This is a genomic window from Methyloversatilis sp. MC4-4, assembly GCF_049843555.1.
Classification (GTDB): Bacteria; Pseudomonadota; Gammaproteobacteria; order Burkholderiales; family Rhodocyclaceae; genus Methyloversatilis; species Methyloversatilis discipulorum_B.
This window is the reverse complement of sequence record NZ_JBBHZK010000001.1, coordinates 889,250-906,775: the sequence shown is the minus strand read 5'-3', so window position 1 is coordinate 906,775 and position 17,526 is coordinate 889,250. Positions and strand designations below refer to the sequence as shown.

At 65.3% G+C, this 17,526-nt stretch carries 18 protein-coding genes; 1 reads left to right on the top strand and 17 read right to left on the bottom strand.

Annotated features, from left to right (window positions below):
• Window positions 1–99 precede the first annotated feature (99 nt).
• The 14 genes from pnp to WDZ97_RS04165 all read right to left on the bottom strand — a co-directional run bounded on the left by pnp (window position 100) and on the right by WDZ97_RS04165 (window position 14,746).
• Window positions 100–2,187, bottom strand: coding sequence for a polyribonucleotide nucleotidyltransferase (gene pnp / locus WDZ97_RS04230; RefSeq protein ID WP_304003402.1), 2,088 nt, complete (start codon window positions 2,185–2,187; stop codon window positions 100–102).
• Window positions 2,188–2,349: 162 nt separating this feature from the next.
• Entirely contained in the window at window positions 2,350–2,619 is a 270-nt protein-coding gene (gene rpsO / locus WDZ97_RS04225; RefSeq protein ID WP_020164862.1) for a 30S ribosomal protein S15, read from the bottom strand.
• 67 nt (window positions 2,620–2,686) lie between these two features.
• Window positions 2,687–3,616: a tRNA pseudouridine(55) synthase TruB gene (gene truB, locus WDZ97_RS04220; protein ID WP_425761881.1), complete on the bottom strand. Its 930-nt coding sequence runs from the start codon at window positions 3,614–3,616 to the stop codon at window positions 2,687–2,689.
• A gap of 1 nt (window position 3,617) precedes the next feature.
• The gene (gene rbfA / locus WDZ97_RS04215) at window positions 3,618–3,989 is read right to left on the bottom strand and encodes a 30S ribosome-binding factor RbfA (RefSeq protein WP_304003363.1); all 372 of its coding nucleotides are present in this window, start codon (window positions 3,987–3,989) and stop codon (window positions 3,618–3,620) included.
• 18 nt (window positions 3,990–4,007) lie between these two features.
• Window positions 4,008–6,770, bottom strand: coding sequence for a translation initiation factor IF-2 (infB, locus tag WDZ97_RS04210; protein WP_304003362.1), 2,763 nt, complete (start codon window positions 6,768–6,770; stop codon window positions 4,008–4,010).
• A gap of 11 nt (window positions 6,771–6,781) precedes the next feature.
• Window positions 6,782–8,254, bottom strand: a complete 1,473-nt coding sequence (nusA, locus tag WDZ97_RS04205) for a transcription termination factor NusA (RefSeq protein WP_019918077.1) — start codon at window positions 8,252–8,254, stop codon at window positions 6,782–6,784.
• Window positions 8,251–8,703 (bottom strand): ribosome maturation factor RimP, encoded by a 453-nt coding sequence (rimP, locus tag WDZ97_RS04200; RefSeq protein ID WP_304003401.1) that lies wholly within the window; start codon window positions 8,701–8,703, stop codon window positions 8,251–8,253. The genes nusA and rimP overlap by 4 nt, the downstream gene beginning before the upstream one ends.
• Window positions 8,704–8,860: 157 nt before the next feature.
• Entirely contained in the window at window positions 8,861–9,958 is a 1,098-nt protein-coding gene (gene rluB, locus WDZ97_RS04195; protein WP_425761880.1) for a 23S rRNA pseudouridine(2605) synthase RluB, read from the bottom strand.
• Window positions 9,945–10,517: an SMC-Scp complex subunit ScpB gene (gene scpB, locus WDZ97_RS04190; RefSeq protein ID WP_019918072.1), complete on the bottom strand. Its 573-nt coding sequence runs from the start codon at window positions 10,515–10,517 to the stop codon at window positions 9,945–9,947. The genes rluB and scpB overlap by 14 nt, the downstream gene beginning before the upstream one ends.
• Window positions 10,474–11,313: a segregation and condensation protein A gene (locus WDZ97_RS04185; protein WP_304003359.1), complete on the bottom strand. Its 840-nt coding sequence runs from the start codon at window positions 11,311–11,313 to the stop codon at window positions 10,474–10,476. Before WDZ97_RS04185 ends, scpB begins: the two co-directional genes overlap by 44 nt.
• Complete coding sequence (locus WDZ97_RS04180; protein WP_304003358.1) at window positions 11,313–12,515, bottom strand: tryptophan--tRNA ligase; 1,203 nt, start codon at window positions 12,513–12,515, stop codon at window positions 11,313–11,315. Before WDZ97_RS04180 ends, WDZ97_RS04185 begins: the two co-directional genes overlap by 1 nt.
• Window positions 12,516–12,533: 18 nt before the next feature.
• Window positions 12,534–13,190: a site-2 protease family protein gene (locus tag WDZ97_RS04175; RefSeq protein WP_304003357.1), complete on the bottom strand. Its 657-nt coding sequence runs from the start codon at window positions 13,188–13,190 to the stop codon at window positions 12,534–12,536.
• 35 nt (window positions 13,191–13,225) lie between these two features.
• Complete coding sequence (locus WDZ97_RS04170; protein WP_304003355.1) at window positions 13,226–13,852, bottom strand: L-threonylcarbamoyladenylate synthase; 627 nt, start codon at window positions 13,850–13,852, stop codon at window positions 13,226–13,228.
• A 36-nt stretch (window positions 13,853–13,888) separates the two neighbouring features.
• Window positions 13,889–14,746: a 3',5'-nucleoside bisphosphate phosphatase gene (locus WDZ97_RS04165; protein WP_425761879.1), complete on the bottom strand. Its 858-nt coding sequence runs from the start codon at window positions 14,744–14,746 to the stop codon at window positions 13,889–13,891.
• A gap of 81 nt (window positions 14,747–14,827) precedes the next feature.
• Between WDZ97_RS04165 and gcvH the strand changes: the two genes are divergently transcribed.
• Window positions 14,828–15,205, top strand: coding sequence for a glycine cleavage system protein GcvH (gcvH, locus tag WDZ97_RS04160; protein ID WP_304003352.1), 378 nt, complete (start codon window positions 14,828–14,830; stop codon window positions 15,203–15,205).
• 36 nt (window positions 15,206–15,241) lie between these two features.
• On the opposite strand, the gene WDZ97_RS04155 is transcribed toward gcvH, so the two are convergent.
• The 3 genes from WDZ97_RS04155 to WDZ97_RS04145 are packed head-to-tail and all read right to left on the bottom strand — an operon-like array spanning window position 15,242 to window position 17,526.
• On the bottom strand, window positions 15,242–15,958 hold the full coding sequence (locus WDZ97_RS04155) for a GAF domain-containing protein (protein WP_425761878.1): 717 nt from the start codon (window positions 15,956–15,958) through the stop codon (window positions 15,242–15,244).
• Complete coding sequence (locus WDZ97_RS04150) at window positions 15,955–16,545, bottom strand: ABC-type transport auxiliary lipoprotein family protein (protein WP_304003350.1); 591 nt, start codon at window positions 16,543–16,545, stop codon at window positions 15,955–15,957. The genes WDZ97_RS04155 and WDZ97_RS04150 overlap by 4 nt, the downstream gene beginning before the upstream one ends.
• Before the next feature lie 12 nt (window positions 16,546–16,557).
• On the bottom strand, window positions 16,558–17,526 hold the full coding sequence (locus WDZ97_RS04145) for an MlaD family protein (protein ID WP_425761877.1): 969 nt from the start codon (window positions 17,524–17,526) through the stop codon (window positions 16,558–16,560).

Sequence of the window (17,526 nt, the reverse complement as noted above, 5' to 3'; positions counted from 1 at the left end):
GAGGCCGAGATATTACCGGCCGACCGGGGTGCGGTCAATGCCTGCAGAGCGTTTCAGCGAAATATCTTCAAAGAAATTCGCCGGACGCCCCGCAGTACATCAGCCCTGCTCGCCGTTTGCCTCCGGCGCAGCCAGCAGTGCCTTCATCGACAGGCGGATGCGGCCCTTCTCGTCGGTCTCGAGCACCTTCACCTTCACCTGCTGACCTTCCTTCAGGTGATCGGCAACGTTGGCGATGCGCTCGTTGGCGATCTGCGAAATGTGCAGCAGACCATCCTTGCCCGGCAGCACGCTGACGATGGCGCCGAAATCCAGCAGACGCAGCACCGTGCCGTCATAGACCTTGCCCACTTCCACTTCGGCCGTGATGGCCTCGATGCGGCGCTTGGCGTGCTCGGCCGCTTCCGAATTCACCGATGCGATGGTGATGGTGCCGTCGTCGCCGATGTCGATCGTTGCACCGGTCTCTTCGGTCAGCGCGCGGATCACTGCACCACCTTTGCCGATCACGTCGCGGATCTTTTCCGGATTGATCTTCATCGTCAACAGGCGCGGTGCGTAGGTCGACACGCCCTCACGGGCGCCCGACATCGACTGCTGCATGATGCCGAGAATGTGCTTGCGCGCTTCGTGGGCCTGGGCCAGCGCAACCTGCATGATTTCCTTGGTGATGCCCTGGATCTTGATGTCCATCTGCAGCGCGGTGATGCCGCTGTCGGTACCGGCCACCTTGAAGTCCATGTCGCCGAGGTGATCTTCGTCGCCGAGGATGTCGGTCAGCACGGCAAAACGGTTGCCGTCCTTGATCAGGCCCATCGCGATGCCGGCGACATGAGCCTTCAGCGGCACGCCGGCGTCCATCAGTGCGAGCGAACCGCCGCACACCGAAGCCATCGACGACGAACCGTTCGATTCGGTAATTTCCGACACCACGCGCATCGAGTAGCTGAACTCTTCCGGCGACGGCAGCACGGCGAGCAGCGCGCGCTTGGCCAGACGGCCGTGGCCGATCTCGCGGCGCTTCGGTGCGCCGAAGCGGCCGGTTTCACCGGTGGCGAACGGCGGCATGTTGTAGTGAAGCATGAAGCGGTCGCGGTACTCGCCGCCCAGCGCGTCGATGATCTGCTCGTCGCGGCCGGTGCCCAGCGTGGCGATGACCAGCGCCTGCGTCTCGCCGCGCGTGAACAGCGCCGAACCGTGGGTGCGCGGCATCACGCTGTTGCGAATGGCGATCGGACGCACGGTGCGCGTGTCGCGACCGTCGATGCGCGGCTCGCCGTTCAGGATGCGGCTGCGCACGATGCGCGCTTCCATGTCGAAGAAGTAGTTCTTGATCGTGTTCACGTCCGGCGCCGTGGCGGCGTCGGCGGTCAGCGCGGCGATCACTTCGTCGCGCAGCGCGTTCACGCTCTGGCTGCGCACCTGCTTCTGGGTGATGCGGTAGGCATCCTGCAGCTTGGCTTCGGCCAGCTCGGAAATGCGGTTCCACAGCGCTTCGTCGCGGGCCGGCGCCTGCCAGTCCCACTCCGGCTTGCCGGCGACTTCGACCAGTTCATTGATCGCATTGATCGCGGCCTGCATCTGCTCGTGGCCATAGACCACAGCGCCCAGCATGACTTCTTCCGACAGCTCCATCGCTTCCGACTCGACCATCAGCACGGCTGCTTCGGTGCCGGCGACGACCAGATTCAGCTTGCTGTCCTTCAGCTGCGAGGCAGTCGGGTTCACGATGTACTGACCGTCGATATAGCCCACGCGAGCGGCGCCGATCGGACCGCTGAACGGGATGCCGGAGATCGCCAGTGCGGCGGATGCACCGATCATGGCCGGGATGTCGGCATCGACTTCCGGATTCAGCGACAGCACCTGAACGATGACTTGGACTTCGTTGTAGAAGCCTTCGGGAAACAGCGGGCGGATCGGGCGATCGATCAGGCGCGAGGTCAGCGTTTCCTTCTCGGTCGGGCGGCCTTCGCGCTTGAAGAAACCACCGGGGATACGGCCGGCGGCATAGAACTTTTCTGCGTAATCAACGGTGAGCGGGAAGAAATCCTGGCCGGCCTTTGCCGACTTCTGGGCCACGACGGTCGCCAGCACGACGGTTTCTTCGACGTTTACGATGACGGCGCCGCTCGATTGACGCGCGATCTCGCCGGTTTCCAGCACCACTTTCTGGGTGCCGAACATGAATTCCTTGCGGGTAGCGTTAAGCAAGTCGATTCCTTTCGATTCGATAAGTGACGGGCATCGTCCGCCCGCCAGAAAAAACAAACCGGCGGAGCCGCCAAGGACTCACGCCGGTATGTGGTGTCAAGCCTCAGGAGGCCTGGACATTGCCTGCGGATGCAATTACTTGCGCAGACCGAGGCGACCGATCAGCGAACGATAGCTGTCGGCGTTGGTGCGCTTCAGGTAGTCGAGCAGCTTGCGACGCTGGCTCACCATCTTGAGCAGACCACGACGCGAGTGGTGGTCCTTGACGTGTTCCTTGAAGTGACCGGTCAGGTCGTTGATGCGTGCGGTCAGCAGGGCGACTTGAACTTCGGGCGACCCCGTATCGCCGGCCGCGCGCTGGAAGTCGGCCACGATGCGGGCTTTGTCGGCGGAAACGATAGCCATTGATCTAAACTCTCTCGTTTGGAAAACCCAAAATTATACGCCACAGTTGCGCAATCTCAAGCCCATTTCAAGGCTTTTGCGCACTTTCCTGTGGCAACAGACGCTTCACCCGCAAGCGGGCGCCGCGTACAACGACCAGACCGAGAAAAACCGGTCCGGCATAGGCGCGCAACACGCCTTCTTCTTGCAACGCAATGTCCGTGTCGACCGCTGAAAGCGGCACCGACTGACCGTTGATCAGGCGCTGCGCATCCGCGTCGGCAATCCGGCAGAGCGGCATGTCCTGCAACAGGATGTCGGCGGGATACAACAGCGACGCGCGCGCGTCCTCGTCGAGCGCGGCGATCTGCTCAAGCGTCACCGCACGATCGAGCCGCAGGGGCCCGGTGCGCGTGCGGCGCAGTCCGGTCAGATGCGCACCACAGCCCAGCATCGCACCGATGTCTTCGGCCAGCGTACGGATGTAGGTACCTTTGCTGCACAGCACGCGCATCGAGAATGACGGCAGCGCGACATCCAGCAGTTCGATCTCGTGTATGCGTACATGGCGCACCGCCCGCTCGATGGTCTCGCCTGCGCGGGCGTATTCGTAGAGCGGCTTGCCGGCGTGCTTGAGCGCAGAGTGCATCGGCGGAATCTGCTCGATGTCGCCGGTATGCGCATCGACGGCGCGGCGCAGCGCAGCTTCGTCGATCTCGACTGTGCGGGTTTCGAGTACCTCGCCTTCGGCGTCCCCGGTCGTCGTCCGCACACCGAGCCGTACCTGGGCGACATACTCCTTGTCGGCATCCAGCATCAGCCCGGCAAAGCGGGTCGCCTCGCCGAAGCAGACCGGCAGCAGACCACTGGCCAGCGGATCGAGCGTACCGGTGTGTCCGGCGCGGGCGGCCTGAAACAGACGACGCGCCTTCTGCAGCGCGTCGTTTGAACTGAGACCTATGGGTTTGTCGAGCAACAGCACACCGTTGATCGCCTTCCAGCGCGAGCGTGGCTGCAACTCAATCCTCGCCGGTGGAGGGGCCGGAATGCAGGGCCTTGTCGATCAGGCGCGACAACTGGTCGGCACGCTCCATCGTCTGGTCATGCACGAAGTGCAGCTGCGGCGTGGTGTGTATGCGCACGCGGCGACCGATCTCCCGGCGCAGGAAGCCGGACGCGCGCACCAGACCTTCGTGTATCAGCTTCTGCGCATCACCTTCGGCCAGCGTGCTGTAGTAGATCTTGGCGTGCGCATAGTCCGGCGTCAGTTCGACCGCGGTCAGCGACACCATGCCGACGCGCGGGTCCTTCAGTTCGGTCGCGATCAGCTGAGCCAGTTCTCGGCGGATCGCTTCCGACACTCGGTCACTGCGTGCATAACGTTCGGCCATTGCGTGTGGGCGTCAGGCTCAGGCGAGCTTGCGCGCGATTTCCTGGATTTCGAAGACCTCGAGCTGGTCGCCTTCTTCGATCTCGTTGTAACCGCGCAGCGACAAGCCGCACTCGTAACCTTCCTTGACTTCCTTGACGTCGTCCTTGAAGCGCTTGAGCGAATCGAGCTCGCCGGTCCACACCACCACGTTGTTGCGCAGCAGGCGGGCGCTGGCGCCACGCTTGACCAGACCCGAAAGCACCATACAACCGGCAATCGTGCCGATCTTGGTACCGCGGAACACCTGGCGGATTTCCACCGTACCGAGCACGTGTTCGCGCTTTTCCGGCGCCAGCATGCCCGACAGCGCAGCCTTCACCTCATCGACCGCTTCGTAGATGATGGTGTAGTAACGCAGATCGACACCGAAGTTCTCGGCCAGCTTGCGCGCACCGACATCGGCGCGGACGTTGAAGCCGATGATGACGCCCTTGGAAGCCTGCGCCAGGTTCACGTCGGTTTCCGAGATCGCACCAACCGCGGCGTGAATCACCTGCACGCGCACTTCGTCGGTGGACAGCTTCATCAGCGACTGCACCAGCGCTTCCTGCGAACCCTGAACGTCAGCCTTGATGATGAGCGGCAGCACGCGGACTTCGCCCTCGCCCATCTGCTCGAACATCGATTCCAGCTTGGCGGCCTGTTGCTTCGCCAGCTTCACGTCGCGGAACTTGCCCTGACGGAACAGTGCAATTTCACGCGCCTTGCGTTCGTCGGCCAGCACCATCGCCTCGTCACCGGCGGCGGGCACGTCGGACAGACCCTGGATTTCCACCGGGATCGACGGACCCGCTTCGCTGATCGCCTTGCCGGACTCGTCCAGCATGGCGCGCACACGGCCGAATACCTGACCGCACAGCAGGATGTCGCCGCGCTTCAGCGTACCGGACTGCACCAGCACCGACGCGACCGGACCCTTGCCCTTGTCGAGACGCGCTTCGATCACCAGACCGCGCGCCGGCGCATCCTTCGGCGCCTTCAGCTCCAGCACCTCGGCCTGCAGCAGCACGTTCTCGAGCAGTTCGTCGATGCCCGTACCCTTCTTCGCCGACACCGGGATGAAGGGCGAGTCACCACCGTATTCTTCCGGCACCACACCTTCGGCCACCAGTTCCTGCTTCACGCGGTCCGGGTTGGCTTCCGGCTTGTCGATCTTGTTGATCGCGACAACCATCGGCACGCCGGCGGCCTTTGCATGATGGATGGCTTCGCGCGTCTGCGGCATCACGCCGTCGTCGGCGGCGACCACCAGGATGACCAGGTCGGTCGCCTTCGCACCGCGGGCACGCATCGCCGTGAAGGCCTCGTGGCCCGGGGTGTCGAGGAAGGTGATCATGCCGCGCGGCGTATCGACGTGATAGGCGCCGATGTGCTGCGTAATGCCGCCCGCTTCGCCGGCCGCCACACGGGCACGGCGGATGTAGTCGAGCAGCGAGGTCTTGCCGTGATCGACGTGACCCATGACGGTGACGACCGGTGCGCGCGGCAGCAGTTCGACATCCTTGTGCTCTTCGTCGGCTTCGCCGAGGAAGGCTTCCGGATCGTCCAGCTTGGCCGGCTTGGCGACGTGGCCCATTTCCTCGACCAGGATCATTGCGGTTTCCTGGTCCAGCACCTGGTTGATCGTGACCATCTGACCGAGCTTCATCAGCACCTTGATCAGTTCAGTCGCCTTGATCGCCATCTTGTGGGCGAGGTCGGCGACGGAAATCGTTTCCGGCACCAGCACTTCGCGCACGACGGCCTCGATCGGCGCCTGCTGCTGGCCCTGATCGTGGTCGCGATGGTTGCGGCCCTTCGGGCCACCACGCCAGCCGCCGGTACCGGCGTCGCCGCGCGTCTTGATCTGACGGCGCTTGGCGGCGTCGTCCTTCCAGTTCGAACCCGGCTTGGCCTTGGCTGCAGCGGGCGCAGCGGGCTTGCTCTTGGCTGCCTTGTCGTCCGGCTTGGCCGGTTTGTGCAGCGTTCCGGCAGGCGCCTTCGCGGCCGCAGCCTTCGCCTCTTCCTCCGCTTTAGCCTTCGCTTCGGCTTCGGCTTGCGCGCGCACCAGACGGGCTTCCGTCTCCTGGCGCATGCGGATTTCGCGTTCCTGCTTCTCCTTGAGCTCACGCGCCTGATGGGCGAGCAGTTCGGAGTGGCGCTTGGCTTCGCGTTCGCGCGCGGTCAGCGGACGCGGCTCGGTCGGCGCAGCGGCCTCGGCCACGGCTTCCGGGGCGCTTTCGGCCACCGGCTCGGGCGTCTCAACCGGCGCGGGTTCGGGTTCGGGCTCAGGTTCCGGCTCGGGTTCGGGCTCAGGTTCCGGCGCCACTTCGAGCACCGGTTCCGGCACCACCGGCGTCGGCTCGGGCTCGGGGACAAAAGTCGCCTCCTCCGCCACGACGTCTGCCGCGACCTCTTCGGTCGCCGCTGCCTGCGCAGCTTCTTCGGCCAGCAGTTCGGCCGGATCGCGCTTGACCAGCACGCGCTTCTTGCGCACTTCGACCTGTACGGTACGCGCCTGACCGGACGAATTGGTCGCCTTGATCTCGGTGGTCTGACGACGGGTCAGCGTGATCTTGGTCTTTCCCGCCGTATCGCCGTGCTGACGCCGCAAGTAGTCGAGCAGGCGCGTCTTGTCCTGCTCGGTCAGCGAATCGCCTTCGCTCTTCTTGTCCACACCGGCCTGCTTCAGCTGCTCAAGCAGCGCGGCCGCGGGGATTTTCAGCTCGGTCGCAAACTGGGAAACACTCATCAACGCCATACCGTCCTCAATTATTCAAACCAGTGCGCGCGCGCAGTGGTGATCAGCGATGTCGCGCGCGCAGCATCGATGCCGGCGATCTCGACCAGTTCATCAACAGCGAGATCAGCCAGATCATCGCGCGTGCGCACATTGGCACGCGCCAGCTGCGCCGCCAGCTGCTTGTCCATGCCGTCCAGCGCCAGCAGGGCATCATCGACCTGCTCCAGCTGCTCTTCGTCGACGATGGCTTCGGTCAGCAGCACGTTACGTGCGCGGGTACGCAGTTCGTTCACCGTATCTTCGTCGAACGCCTCGATCTCGAGCATTTCGGCCAGCGGCACGTAAGCCACTTCCTCCAGCGTCGAGAAGCCTTCCTCGATCAGGATGTCCGCCACTTCCTCATCCACGTCCAGCTTGGCCATGAACAGCAGGCGGATGGCGGCGTTCTCGGCGTCGGACTTGGCGGCCGACTGCTCGACCGTCATCAGGTTGATCTTCCAGCCGGTCAGCTCGGACGCGAGGCGCACGTTCTGGCCGCTGCGACCGATGGCAATCGCGAGGTTGTCTTCGCTGACCACCACGTCCATGCTGTGTGCGTCCTCATCCACCACGATGGAGGCGACTTCGGCCGGCGCCAGCGCGCCGATGACGAACTGCGCCGGATCAGGCGACCACAGGATGATGTCGACGCGCTCGCCGCCCAGCTCGTTGGTCACCGCCTGCACGCGCGAACCGCGCATGCCGATGCAGGTGCCTTGCGGATCGACGCGCGGATCGTTCGACTTGACAGCGATCTTGGCGCGGATGCCCGGGTCACGGGCGGCGCCCTTGATCTCGATGAGGCCGTCTTCGATCTCCGGCACTTCGAGCTCGAACAGCTTCATGATGAACTCGGGCGCGGTACGCGACAGGATGATCTGCGGGCCACGCGCCTGGCGATCGACACGCAGCAGCACTGCCTTGACGCGGTCGCCGACACGCAGGTTCTCGCGGGCAATGATGTGTTCGCGCGGCAGTAGCGCCTCCAGGCGGCCCACTTCGACGATGGCATTGCCGCGCTCGATGCGCTTGATGGTGCCGGTGACCAGATGGTCCTTGCGCTCAAGGAAGTCGTTCAGGATCTGTTCGCGCTCGGCATCACGGATGCGCTGCAGGATGACCTGCTTGGCGGCCTGCGCACCGATGCGGCCGAAATCGACCGGCTCCAGGGCTTCTTCGATGTAGTCGTCGACCTGGATGTCGGCGATCTGCTCGCGGGCGTCGATCAGGCCGATCTCGGCCTCGTCGTTCTCGACCAGTTCGTCCGGCAGCACGTGCCAGCGACGGAAGGCTTCGTACTCGCCGGTTTCGCGGTCGATCGACACGCGCACGTCGGCGTCGTCATGGGTGCGCTTCTTGGTGGCCGAAGCCAGTGCGGTTTCGAGAGCGCCGAAAACCACTTCGCGGGACACATTCTTTTCGCGTGCCAGTGCATCGACCAGCAACAGAATCTCGCGACTCATCGTTTCAACTCCTGCTTGCGTTCAAAGTCCGGCACCAGGCGGGCACGTTCGATCTGCGACAGTTCGAACTCGTGGGCTTCGCCCTTGATCTCGAGGGTGAGCCGGTCGTTGGCCACGCCGGCCAGTCGACCGGTGAAATTGCGTTGATTGCCCACCGGCACGCGCAGGCGCAGCTGCGCCTCCTGCCCGGTGAAGCGAACGAAGTCGGCGGTCTTGCGCAGCGGGCGATCAAGCCCCGGGGAGGACACTTCAAGACGGTCGTAATCGACGTTTTCGACCATGAAAAGGCGGGTCAGGTGATTGCTCACCGTGACGCAGTCATCCACCATGATGCCCTTGTCGGTGTCGATGAAGACACGCAGCAGACGGCCTCTTGGCGAGGTTTCAAGATCGACGAATTCGTAGCCGAGCCCAGTTACCGCCTGCTCGATCAGTTCCGCAACACTCATCCCAGCAACACACTTCCGGATGTACAAATAAAAAATGGGCTGACCGCCCATCGAAAAACGCCGGCCGGGCCAGCGCAACAAGCCGAGGAGTGTAACAGAGGCCATCCATCCCCTCAAGCTGCAAGGATGGACGGCCCCGCCCAACGGTGGTATGTCGTCAGGCCTCTCCGCCGCCTGCCGCAGGCTTGGCCGACGAGCGGCGACGGCGACGCGGCGCGCGCTTGCGGGCCGGGGTGTCGCCCTCGCCACCTTGCGGCGACGGTGCGCCCTGTTGCGGCGCAGCGCGATTGCCACCCTCACCGGCTTCACGCGGCTTGCGCGGACCGCGGCGACGGCCGCGCTTGGGCGACGTCGGCGTTTCGCCGTCGACCGGCGGCCGGACTTCGTCTACCGGCCCCTTGCGCTGCTTGCCCTTGGCCGGCACCACCGACAACAGCTTCTCGACCTGTTCCGCCTTGAGCTCCTCCGACTTGCCGCGCGCCAGACGTCGCGGCAGCTCGAACGGGCCATAGCGCACGCGCATCAGTCGGCTCACGGTCAGACCGATCGCCTCGAACATACGACGCACCTCGCGGTTGCGGCCTTCGGACAGCGTGACGCGGTACCAGTGGTTCGAACCTTCGCCGCCGCCGTCGGCCAGCGAATTGAACTTGGCGATGCCATCTTCGAGCTCGATGCCGTCGGTCAGCTTCTTCGACTGTTCCGGCGAGAGCTCCCCGATCAGCCGCACCGCGTACTCACGTTCGAGCTCGTAGCTCGGATGCATCAGCTTGTTGGCCAGCTCGCCGCTGGTGGTGAAGACCAGCAGACCCGAAGTGTTGAAGTCGAGGCGACCGACCGCGATCCAGCGGCCACCCCCCACCTTGGGCAGCTTGTCGAACACCGACGGACGGCCTTCCGGGTCGTCGCGCGACACGATTTCGCCTTCCGGCTTGTGGTAGATCAGCACGCGCGGCGCACGCTGGGCGAAGTGGATGTGGATCAGCTTGCCATTGACGCGGACCTTGTCCTCCGGCCCGACGCGCTGACCCACGTGCGCCGGCAGCGAGTTGACGCTGATGCGGCCGGCGACGATCCAGTCTTCCAGTTCGCGGCGCGAACCCAGGCCCATGTCCGCCAGCATCTTGTGCAGCTTCTGCGGTTCGTTGAACACCACCGGGCCGCGCCGCTTGTTCTTGCTGTCCTGCGAGCGGTAATTGGCCACGTTGCCATTGACCTCGCCACCGGCGCCCGGCCTGCGTCTACCTTGCATCATTGAATTCCATCACCTTCTGTAGTTCGGCCAGCGGCGGCAGCTCAGCGAGCGTGCGCAGGCCCAGGTCGTCGAGAAAACGTCGTGTCGTTGCATACAGCGCCGGCCGGCCGGGGACTTCGCGGTAACCCACGCTGTCTATCCAGCCGCGCCCTTCGAGCGCCTTGATGATGCCCGGCGACACCGCCACACCGCGGATGTCCTCGATATCGCCGCGCGTCACCGGCTGGCGGTACGCAATGATCGCCAGCGTTTCCAGCACCGCTCTGGAATACTTCGCGGGCTTTTCATTCTTCAGTCGATCCAGGTAGGGCTGAACGTCCGCGGTGGTGCGGAAACGCCAGCCGGACGACACCTGGACCAGTTCGATGCCCCGCCCCGCCCAGTCCTCGCGCAACTCGTCGAGCAGACGACGGATCAACGCGTGGTCGAGCTCCTGTTCGAACAGCTTGCGCAGTTCGCCGGTACTCATCGCGTCCTGGCTGGCGAGCAGCGCGGCTTCGAGTACGCGCTTGACCTCAGACGGGCTCGGCGACTGCGGCTGTTCGGGCAGTTCGGACATAAATCGGCGCAAAGGCTTCGAGCTGAAGCAGTTCAATCAGGTTCTCGCGGGCCAGTTCGAGCACCGCGAGAAAATTCACCACCATCTGGGCGGCCGGCGCGCCAACCTCGAACAACTGGTCGAAGCGCAGATCACCTTCTTCGTGCAGCCGACGCAGGATGCCGGACATGAACTCACGCACCGACAGCGCCTCGCGCGTGACCTTGTGATGGCGGGTCATGTCGGCACGGCGCATCAGCGCCAGCCAGGCCAGCTGCAGATCGGTCGCACTCACGTTCGGCTGGATCTCGACCAGCCGCTCGGCCACCTGCACGCCGACCCACTCGTGCTCGCGCTGGATGCGTGGAATCGCGTCCAGCGCCAGCGCGGCCGCCTTCATCTGTTCGTACTCGATCAGCCGGCGTACCAGTTCAGCGCGCGGATCCTCGCCCTCGTCGGCGGCTTCACGCGGCGGCCGCGGCAGCAGCATGCGAGACTTGATCTCGAGCAGCATGGCCGCCATCAGCAGGTATTCCGCCGCCAGTTCCAGGCGTTGCGAGCGCATCGCCTCGACGTAGACGAGGTATTGCGCGGTCAGCGGCGCCATCGGAATGTCGAGGATATCGACGTTGGCCTTGCGTATCAGGTAGAGCAGCAGATCGAGCGGCCCCTGGAACGCGTCCAGGAACACTTCGAGCGCGTCGGGCGGAATGTACAGGTCGAGCGGAAGTTTTTCCAGCGCCTCGCCATACAGGCGCGCCGGTGGCGCAGCCGTTTCGGCCGGCACCGGTTCAGCGATGAGCGCCTCGCCGGACATCAGGCGTAGTTCAGGCCCATGGCCTCGCGCACGTCGCGCATCGTTTCCGACGCCAGCTTGCGCGCCCGTTCGCAGCCATCGGCGACGATGTTGCGCAACAGCATCGGATCTTCCTCGTACTGCTTCGCGCGCTCGTGGATCGGCGCCTGTTCCTTCAGCACCGCGTCGATCACCGGCTGCTTGCACTCCAGGCAACCGATGCCGGCCGAGCGGCAACCTTCCTGTACCCACTGCTTGACCGAGTCGTCCGAGTAGATCACATGGAATTGCCACACCGGGCAGCGGTCCGGATCACCCGGATCGGTACGGCGCACGCGCTGGGTATCGGTCATCATGCCGCGGATCTTCTTGGTGACGACCTCGGGTTCTTCACGCAGCATCAGCGTGTTGTTGTAGGACTTGGACATCTTCTGCCCGTCCAGACCCGGCATGCGGGCCGCCTCGGTCAGCAGTGCGCCCGGCTCGGCCAGGATCATCTTGCCGCCGCCTTCCAGATAGCCGTACAGACGCTCGCGGTCGCCCAGACTCAGGCTCTGCGCCTCCTCTAGCAGCGCCTTGCCCTGCGCCAGCGCGTCTTCCTTGCCTTCCTGCTGGTACAGGCGGCGCAGTTCCTCGTACAGCTTGCCGCGCTTGCCGCCCAGCTTCTTCACCGCCTCACGCGCCTTGTCCTCGAAACCGGGCTCGCGGCCGTACAGATGGTTGAAGCGACGGGCCACCTCGCGCGTCAGTTCGACGTGCGGCACCTGGTCCTCGCCCACCGGCACCAGATTGGCGCGGTAGATCAGGATATCGGCCGACTGCAGCAACGGATAGCCGAGGAAGCCGTAGGTCGCCAGATCCTTGTCGGCCAGCTTTTCCTGCTGGTCCTTGTAGGTCGGCACCCGTTCCAGCCAGCCGAGCGGACACATCATCGACAGCAGCAGATGCAGTTCGGCGTGCTCCGGCACCCGCGACTGGATGAACAGCGTCGCCTGGTTGGGATCGACACCCGCGGCAAGCCAGTCGATCAGCATGTCCCACACGCTGCGCTCGATCACCTGCGTGTCTTCGTAATTGGTGGTCAGCGCATGCCAGTCGGCAACGAAGAACAGACAGGGGTATTCGTGCTGCAGCTTGACCCAGTTCTTCAGCACGCCGTGGTAGTGACCAAGATGCAGGCGACCGGTGGGGCGCATGCCGGAAAGAACGCGTTCTGCGTACATGTTATCGATTCATCCGGTTCAGAAAAGCAGGGACATCAGCAGCGCGTTCGCCAGTACGAGCAGCGGACGCAGGATGTCGTCGAGTACGTGCGACACCAGCAGCGCGATCAGGATGAACATGCCGTAAGGCTCGATGCGCGCGAACACCATGGACGGACCGCGCGGCAGCAGGCTCACCATGATGCGTCCGCCGTCGAGCGGCGGTATGGGCAGAAGGTTCAGCACCATCAGCACCAGATTGATCAGTATGCCGGCCTTGGCCATCAGCAGCAGCGGCTCGGCAAAGTAGTGACCGGGCATGCCGAGTGCCAGCTTCATTGCCAGCCCCCAGCCCAGTGCCATCACCAGATTGGCGGCCGGACCGGCTGCCGCAACCCAGAACATGTCCTGCTTCGGGCGACGCAGCCGCGAGAAATCGACCGGCACCGGCTTGGCCCAGCCGAACAGCAGGCCCTCGTGACCCGCCATCGCGCCGACGAAATACATGACCAGCGGCACCAGTATCGTGCCGACCGGATCGATGTGCTTCAAGGGGTTGGCGGTGATCCGGCCGGCCAGATGCGCGGTCGGGTCCCCCTTCATCAGTGCGGCGTATCCGTGGGCCGCCTCGTGCAGCGTAATGGCAAGCACGACCGGCAGCACGATGACCGCCAAGCGTGCAATGCTTTCGTCCATAGGCGGGCGGATGCTAGCAGAACGCGGCCGGCACGTCAGTCCAGGCCGAAGCGCGCGACGTCGCCCGCGCCGGCGCGTACCAGTTCGGGCGTGCCCGACGACAGGTCGATCACCGAAGTCGGTTGCGTACCGCAGTGACCGGCGTCGATCACCAGATCGAGCTCGTGCTGCAGGCGCTCGCGGATGTCCTCGGCGTCGGTCAGCGGAAGCTCCTCGCCCGGCAGCAGCAAGGTCGAGCCGAGCAGCGGTTCGCCCAGCGCCTCCAGCAATGCCGACACGACCGGATGGTCCGGCACCCGCAGGCCGATCGTTTTGCGCTTCGGATGGAGAATGCGCCGCGGCAGCTCCCGCGTCGCCTCCAGAATGAAGGTATAGGGCCCCGGCGTCGCACTCTTCAGAAGCCGGAACTGAGCGTTATCGACCTTGGCGAGGTTGGCGATGTCCGACAGATCACGGCACATCATCGTGAAGTGGTGATGCACGTCCACGTCACGGATGCGGCGGATGCGCTCGAGCACGCGGGCGTCGCCCACATGCCCGACCAGCGACCAGGCGCAGTCGGTCGGAATGGCCGCCAGCCCGCCATCCCGGAGGATGTCGGCGGCGTGTCGTATCAGACGGGGTTGCGGATTGTCCGGATGTACGGTGAAAAGCTGTGCCACGTGGATGTATTCGTCAAAGGGTGTGGAAAAGCGGCGTCAGGCCGGACAGGCGGCACGCGAACCGAGCTCAGGCGCATGCCACACCGGTTCGACACCGGCGGGCAGATGGGCGCCTCGTCCGAGGTCGATCGGACTTTCGTCCGGCGCATGGAAGTCGGACGCGCGCGAGGCGTAGAAACCGAAATCGCGGGCCAGCCGGGCGAAATGCCTGACCTCGGCCTCGCCGTGCGAGCCGGACACCACCTCGATGGCCTGCCCTCCGGCATCGCGGAAGTCGCCCAGCAGGCGCAGCAACTGATCGCCGGAGATGCGATAGCGGCCCGGATGGGCGACCACGGCGACGCCGCCAGCGCCGCGTATCCACGCCACCGCCTGCTCCAGCGCCGTCCATTGGTGTTCGATGTAGCCCGGGCGACCGCGCACCAGATAGTCGCGGAACACCGCATGCACGTCCGGCGCATAGCCCTGCTCGACCAGCACGCGTGCGAAGTGTGACCGACCGACGAGCGACGGATTGCCGGCATGGCGCATCGCGTTGGCGTAGGCGTCGCGCACGCCCAGCGCTTCCAGCGCATCGGCCATGCGCAATGCGCGCTCGTCGCGGCCGCTGCGCACGCTGGCCAGCCCCTGCTCCAGCGGCGCGTGGCGCGGATCGATGCCGAGCCCGACGACGTGGATGGTGGTGCCGTGCCAGGTGACGGAGATCTCGACGCCGTCGATGAACCGCATGCCCAGCGCACGCGCTTGCTCGCGCGCTTCGTCGAGTCCGCCCAGGTTGTCGTGATCGGTGAGCGACCACAGTTCGACGCCATTGGCCGCGGCGCGCGCGGCGAGCGCGGCCGGCGACAGTACGCCGTCGGAGTGGCAGGAGTGACAGTGCAGATCGGCATTCATAACTTTGGGATTCTAGCAGGCGGCCGCTGACGGTCCTGCGCGGCTACAATCTCGCCCGGTCAAACCCACCAGGAAACAGCAATGAATCATCCGGACAATCTTCGCTACACCGACACACACGAATGGGTCAGGGTCGAACAGGATGGCACCGTGACGGTCGGCATCACCGACCACGCGCAGGATGCCCTCGGAGATGTGGTCTTTCTGCAGCTGCCCGATGTCGGCCGCACCGTCGCCCGCACCGAGGCGATGGCGGTGATCGAATCGGTCAAGTCGGCCTCCGACATCCACGCCCCGGTGTCGGGGACGGTCACCGCGGTCAATGCCCCGGTCGCCGACCAGCCTGAATCGGTCAATCAAGATCCCTACGGCGCCTGGATGTTCGTCATCAAGCCGGACAATGCGGCCGAACTGGACGAGCTGCTGAGCGCCGACGCCTACAGCGCGTCGCTCGGCTGACGCGACGCGGCGCCGGCCAGCCCCGGCGCCGATGATTCACTGCCGGCCGCGCTCCATGCGCTGGCCGTGCTTGCGCAGACTGGCAGACAGCTGGTCGATGATCTCGCCCGCAGCGCCGACAATCTGGTTGTTGCCGAAACCGGCCGCCTTCATTTCCCGATAGAAGGATTTCGCCAGCATGCGCGCCACCTGCGCCGGCTGGGCCGCCCCTTGCGAGAAGGCTTCCGCCAGCGCCGTCACCTCCTCGCCCTGCAGCGCCCGCTGCGCGAACTCCGATTTGACCAGGAAGGCAAGTTGCGCGGTCTGCACCGACTTGCCGCCGAACAGCGCGAGGCAGTCCAGCATGCCCTCCTCCTCCTCCGTAAACGCCGGCTGACCGCGACCGCGTCGCACGTTGATCACGCCCAGTATGCGTCCGTCGAGCGGCAGCGGCGTGCAGATGAAGCTGCCGCCCTCGCCGCGCGCCCGGCCGCCCGCCTGCAGCGCGTCGGCGTCGATGACACGCCGCGCCCGGCCGCTGGCGAACACCTCACCCGCCACCGAACTGCCGCTGCTCACCCGCGCATTGACCACTTCCTGCGCCAGTTCGCCACGCCAGGCCGCAATGCCCAGCACGGCGTCGTGCCCCTCGCCGTCGGCCAGCATGATGGTGACGCGCTCGCACGGCAGGCGCGCCCAGCACGTCTCGGCGACCTGATCCAATGCCGCCTGCAGCAGACCGTTGTCGCGTGGCGCTGCATTTCCCGGATTCATGATTCACACCTCCTGCTCAGCCCTTCAGCCTCCGCCCGATCAAGCCAGTCGGCGATCCGCACCCCCAGCGCATCGACGCCGCGCGACAGCGCCGCAACACCGGACGGCGCGTCGGCGCCGGTCGCCTTCTCGGTCAGCGAGAAGCGCATGCGGTCGACGATGGTCCTGCCGTTGGCGCCGACCAATGTGACGACCCCGGATATCAGCGCTGCCGACGCCTGCGGCTGCTCGAACACCTGTATGAACTCGTCCAGCTCGACCACCAGACGGCAGGTCGACGGCGCACCCGGGCTATCCAGCATGCGTCGCAGCGCGACCGACAGCAGTTCGGCCGGTGGAGCCGCCCAGCGGCTCAATGCGTAACTGCGTCGACGTGTTTCGCTCTCGTAGGCGAGGCGATAGTGGATGGCGGTGCCGTCCAGCCAATTGGGGGCATGCACATCGGTCAGCACCGGCACACGCGCCAGCGGGCGCGCAGTACGCTGGCTGCCCAGATCGTGGAGTTCGGGCGTCGGCGAGCGCGGCAGCAGCGGCCCGCAAGCGGCCAGCGTGATCGACAGCAGCGCGCATGCCCAAAGTGCTTTCATCTCCGATGCTCCTCAGTCGCGCGCTCTGCCGGCGGCGGGATCGAAACCGGGCTCGCCGGGCCCGGGCTGTTGCGTCTCGCGCCCGAGCAGCAGCATCTGTGGCGAAGACTCGAGCTCGCCCAGCACACGTCGCAACTGGCGGGCGTCGCGGTTCGCTTCGTCGAGCAGCGTCTGCAGCCGCGGCAAGGTGTCGCCGTTGATCTGCTGCCCCATGCCCGCCGCCAGCGCATCGAGCCGCGATGACAACTGCTGCATCGATGCCAGCACGGTCCGCAGTTCCTGCGCCAGCGGCGCGCCCTGGGCGCTGACCGCCTCCAGCTGACCGAGGATGCGCCCGCTGCGTTCGATATTCTCAGCCGAGAGCACTGCCTGAGCGCGTTGCAGCGTTTCGCGCAGATCGCCGGCGACGCCTGGCAGATGGACCAGCGTCCGGTCCAGGTGCGCAGTCGCCGACTGCAGGCTGCCCAGCGTCGCGCCTATGCGTTCGAGATTGCGGTCGTCGAGCAGCACATGCAGCCGCAACAGCACCTGGCGCATCACGTCCATCGTATCGCTGGCCTTGTTCCCCAGCCCGCCGAACTGCGAGCCACGCAGCGGGATGCGCGCGTCGGCCGGCGACAGCGGCGTCGGGTCGGAGCCATCGTCCGTCATGTCGATCAGCGCCAGACCGGTCACGCCGAGATAGCCCAACTCGGCACGCGTGCCTGCGGTCACCGGATAACGCGCCGGAATCGAGATGCGGACGTAAATTTCCCGCGGGTTGTCAGGGTTGATGGAAATGTCCCTCACCTTGCCGACACGGATGCCGCGGTAGCGCACCTGTGCCTGCGGACTCAAGCCACCGACATCGGCCGTGGTCACCAGCAGGTACTCCTGTCCGGCGTCGTCCCCGCTGGACAGATACCAGATGGCCAGTCCGACGGCGACACTCATCAGCAGCAGGAACAGACCTGCAGCCAGTGCGTGGGCGCGGCTTTCCAT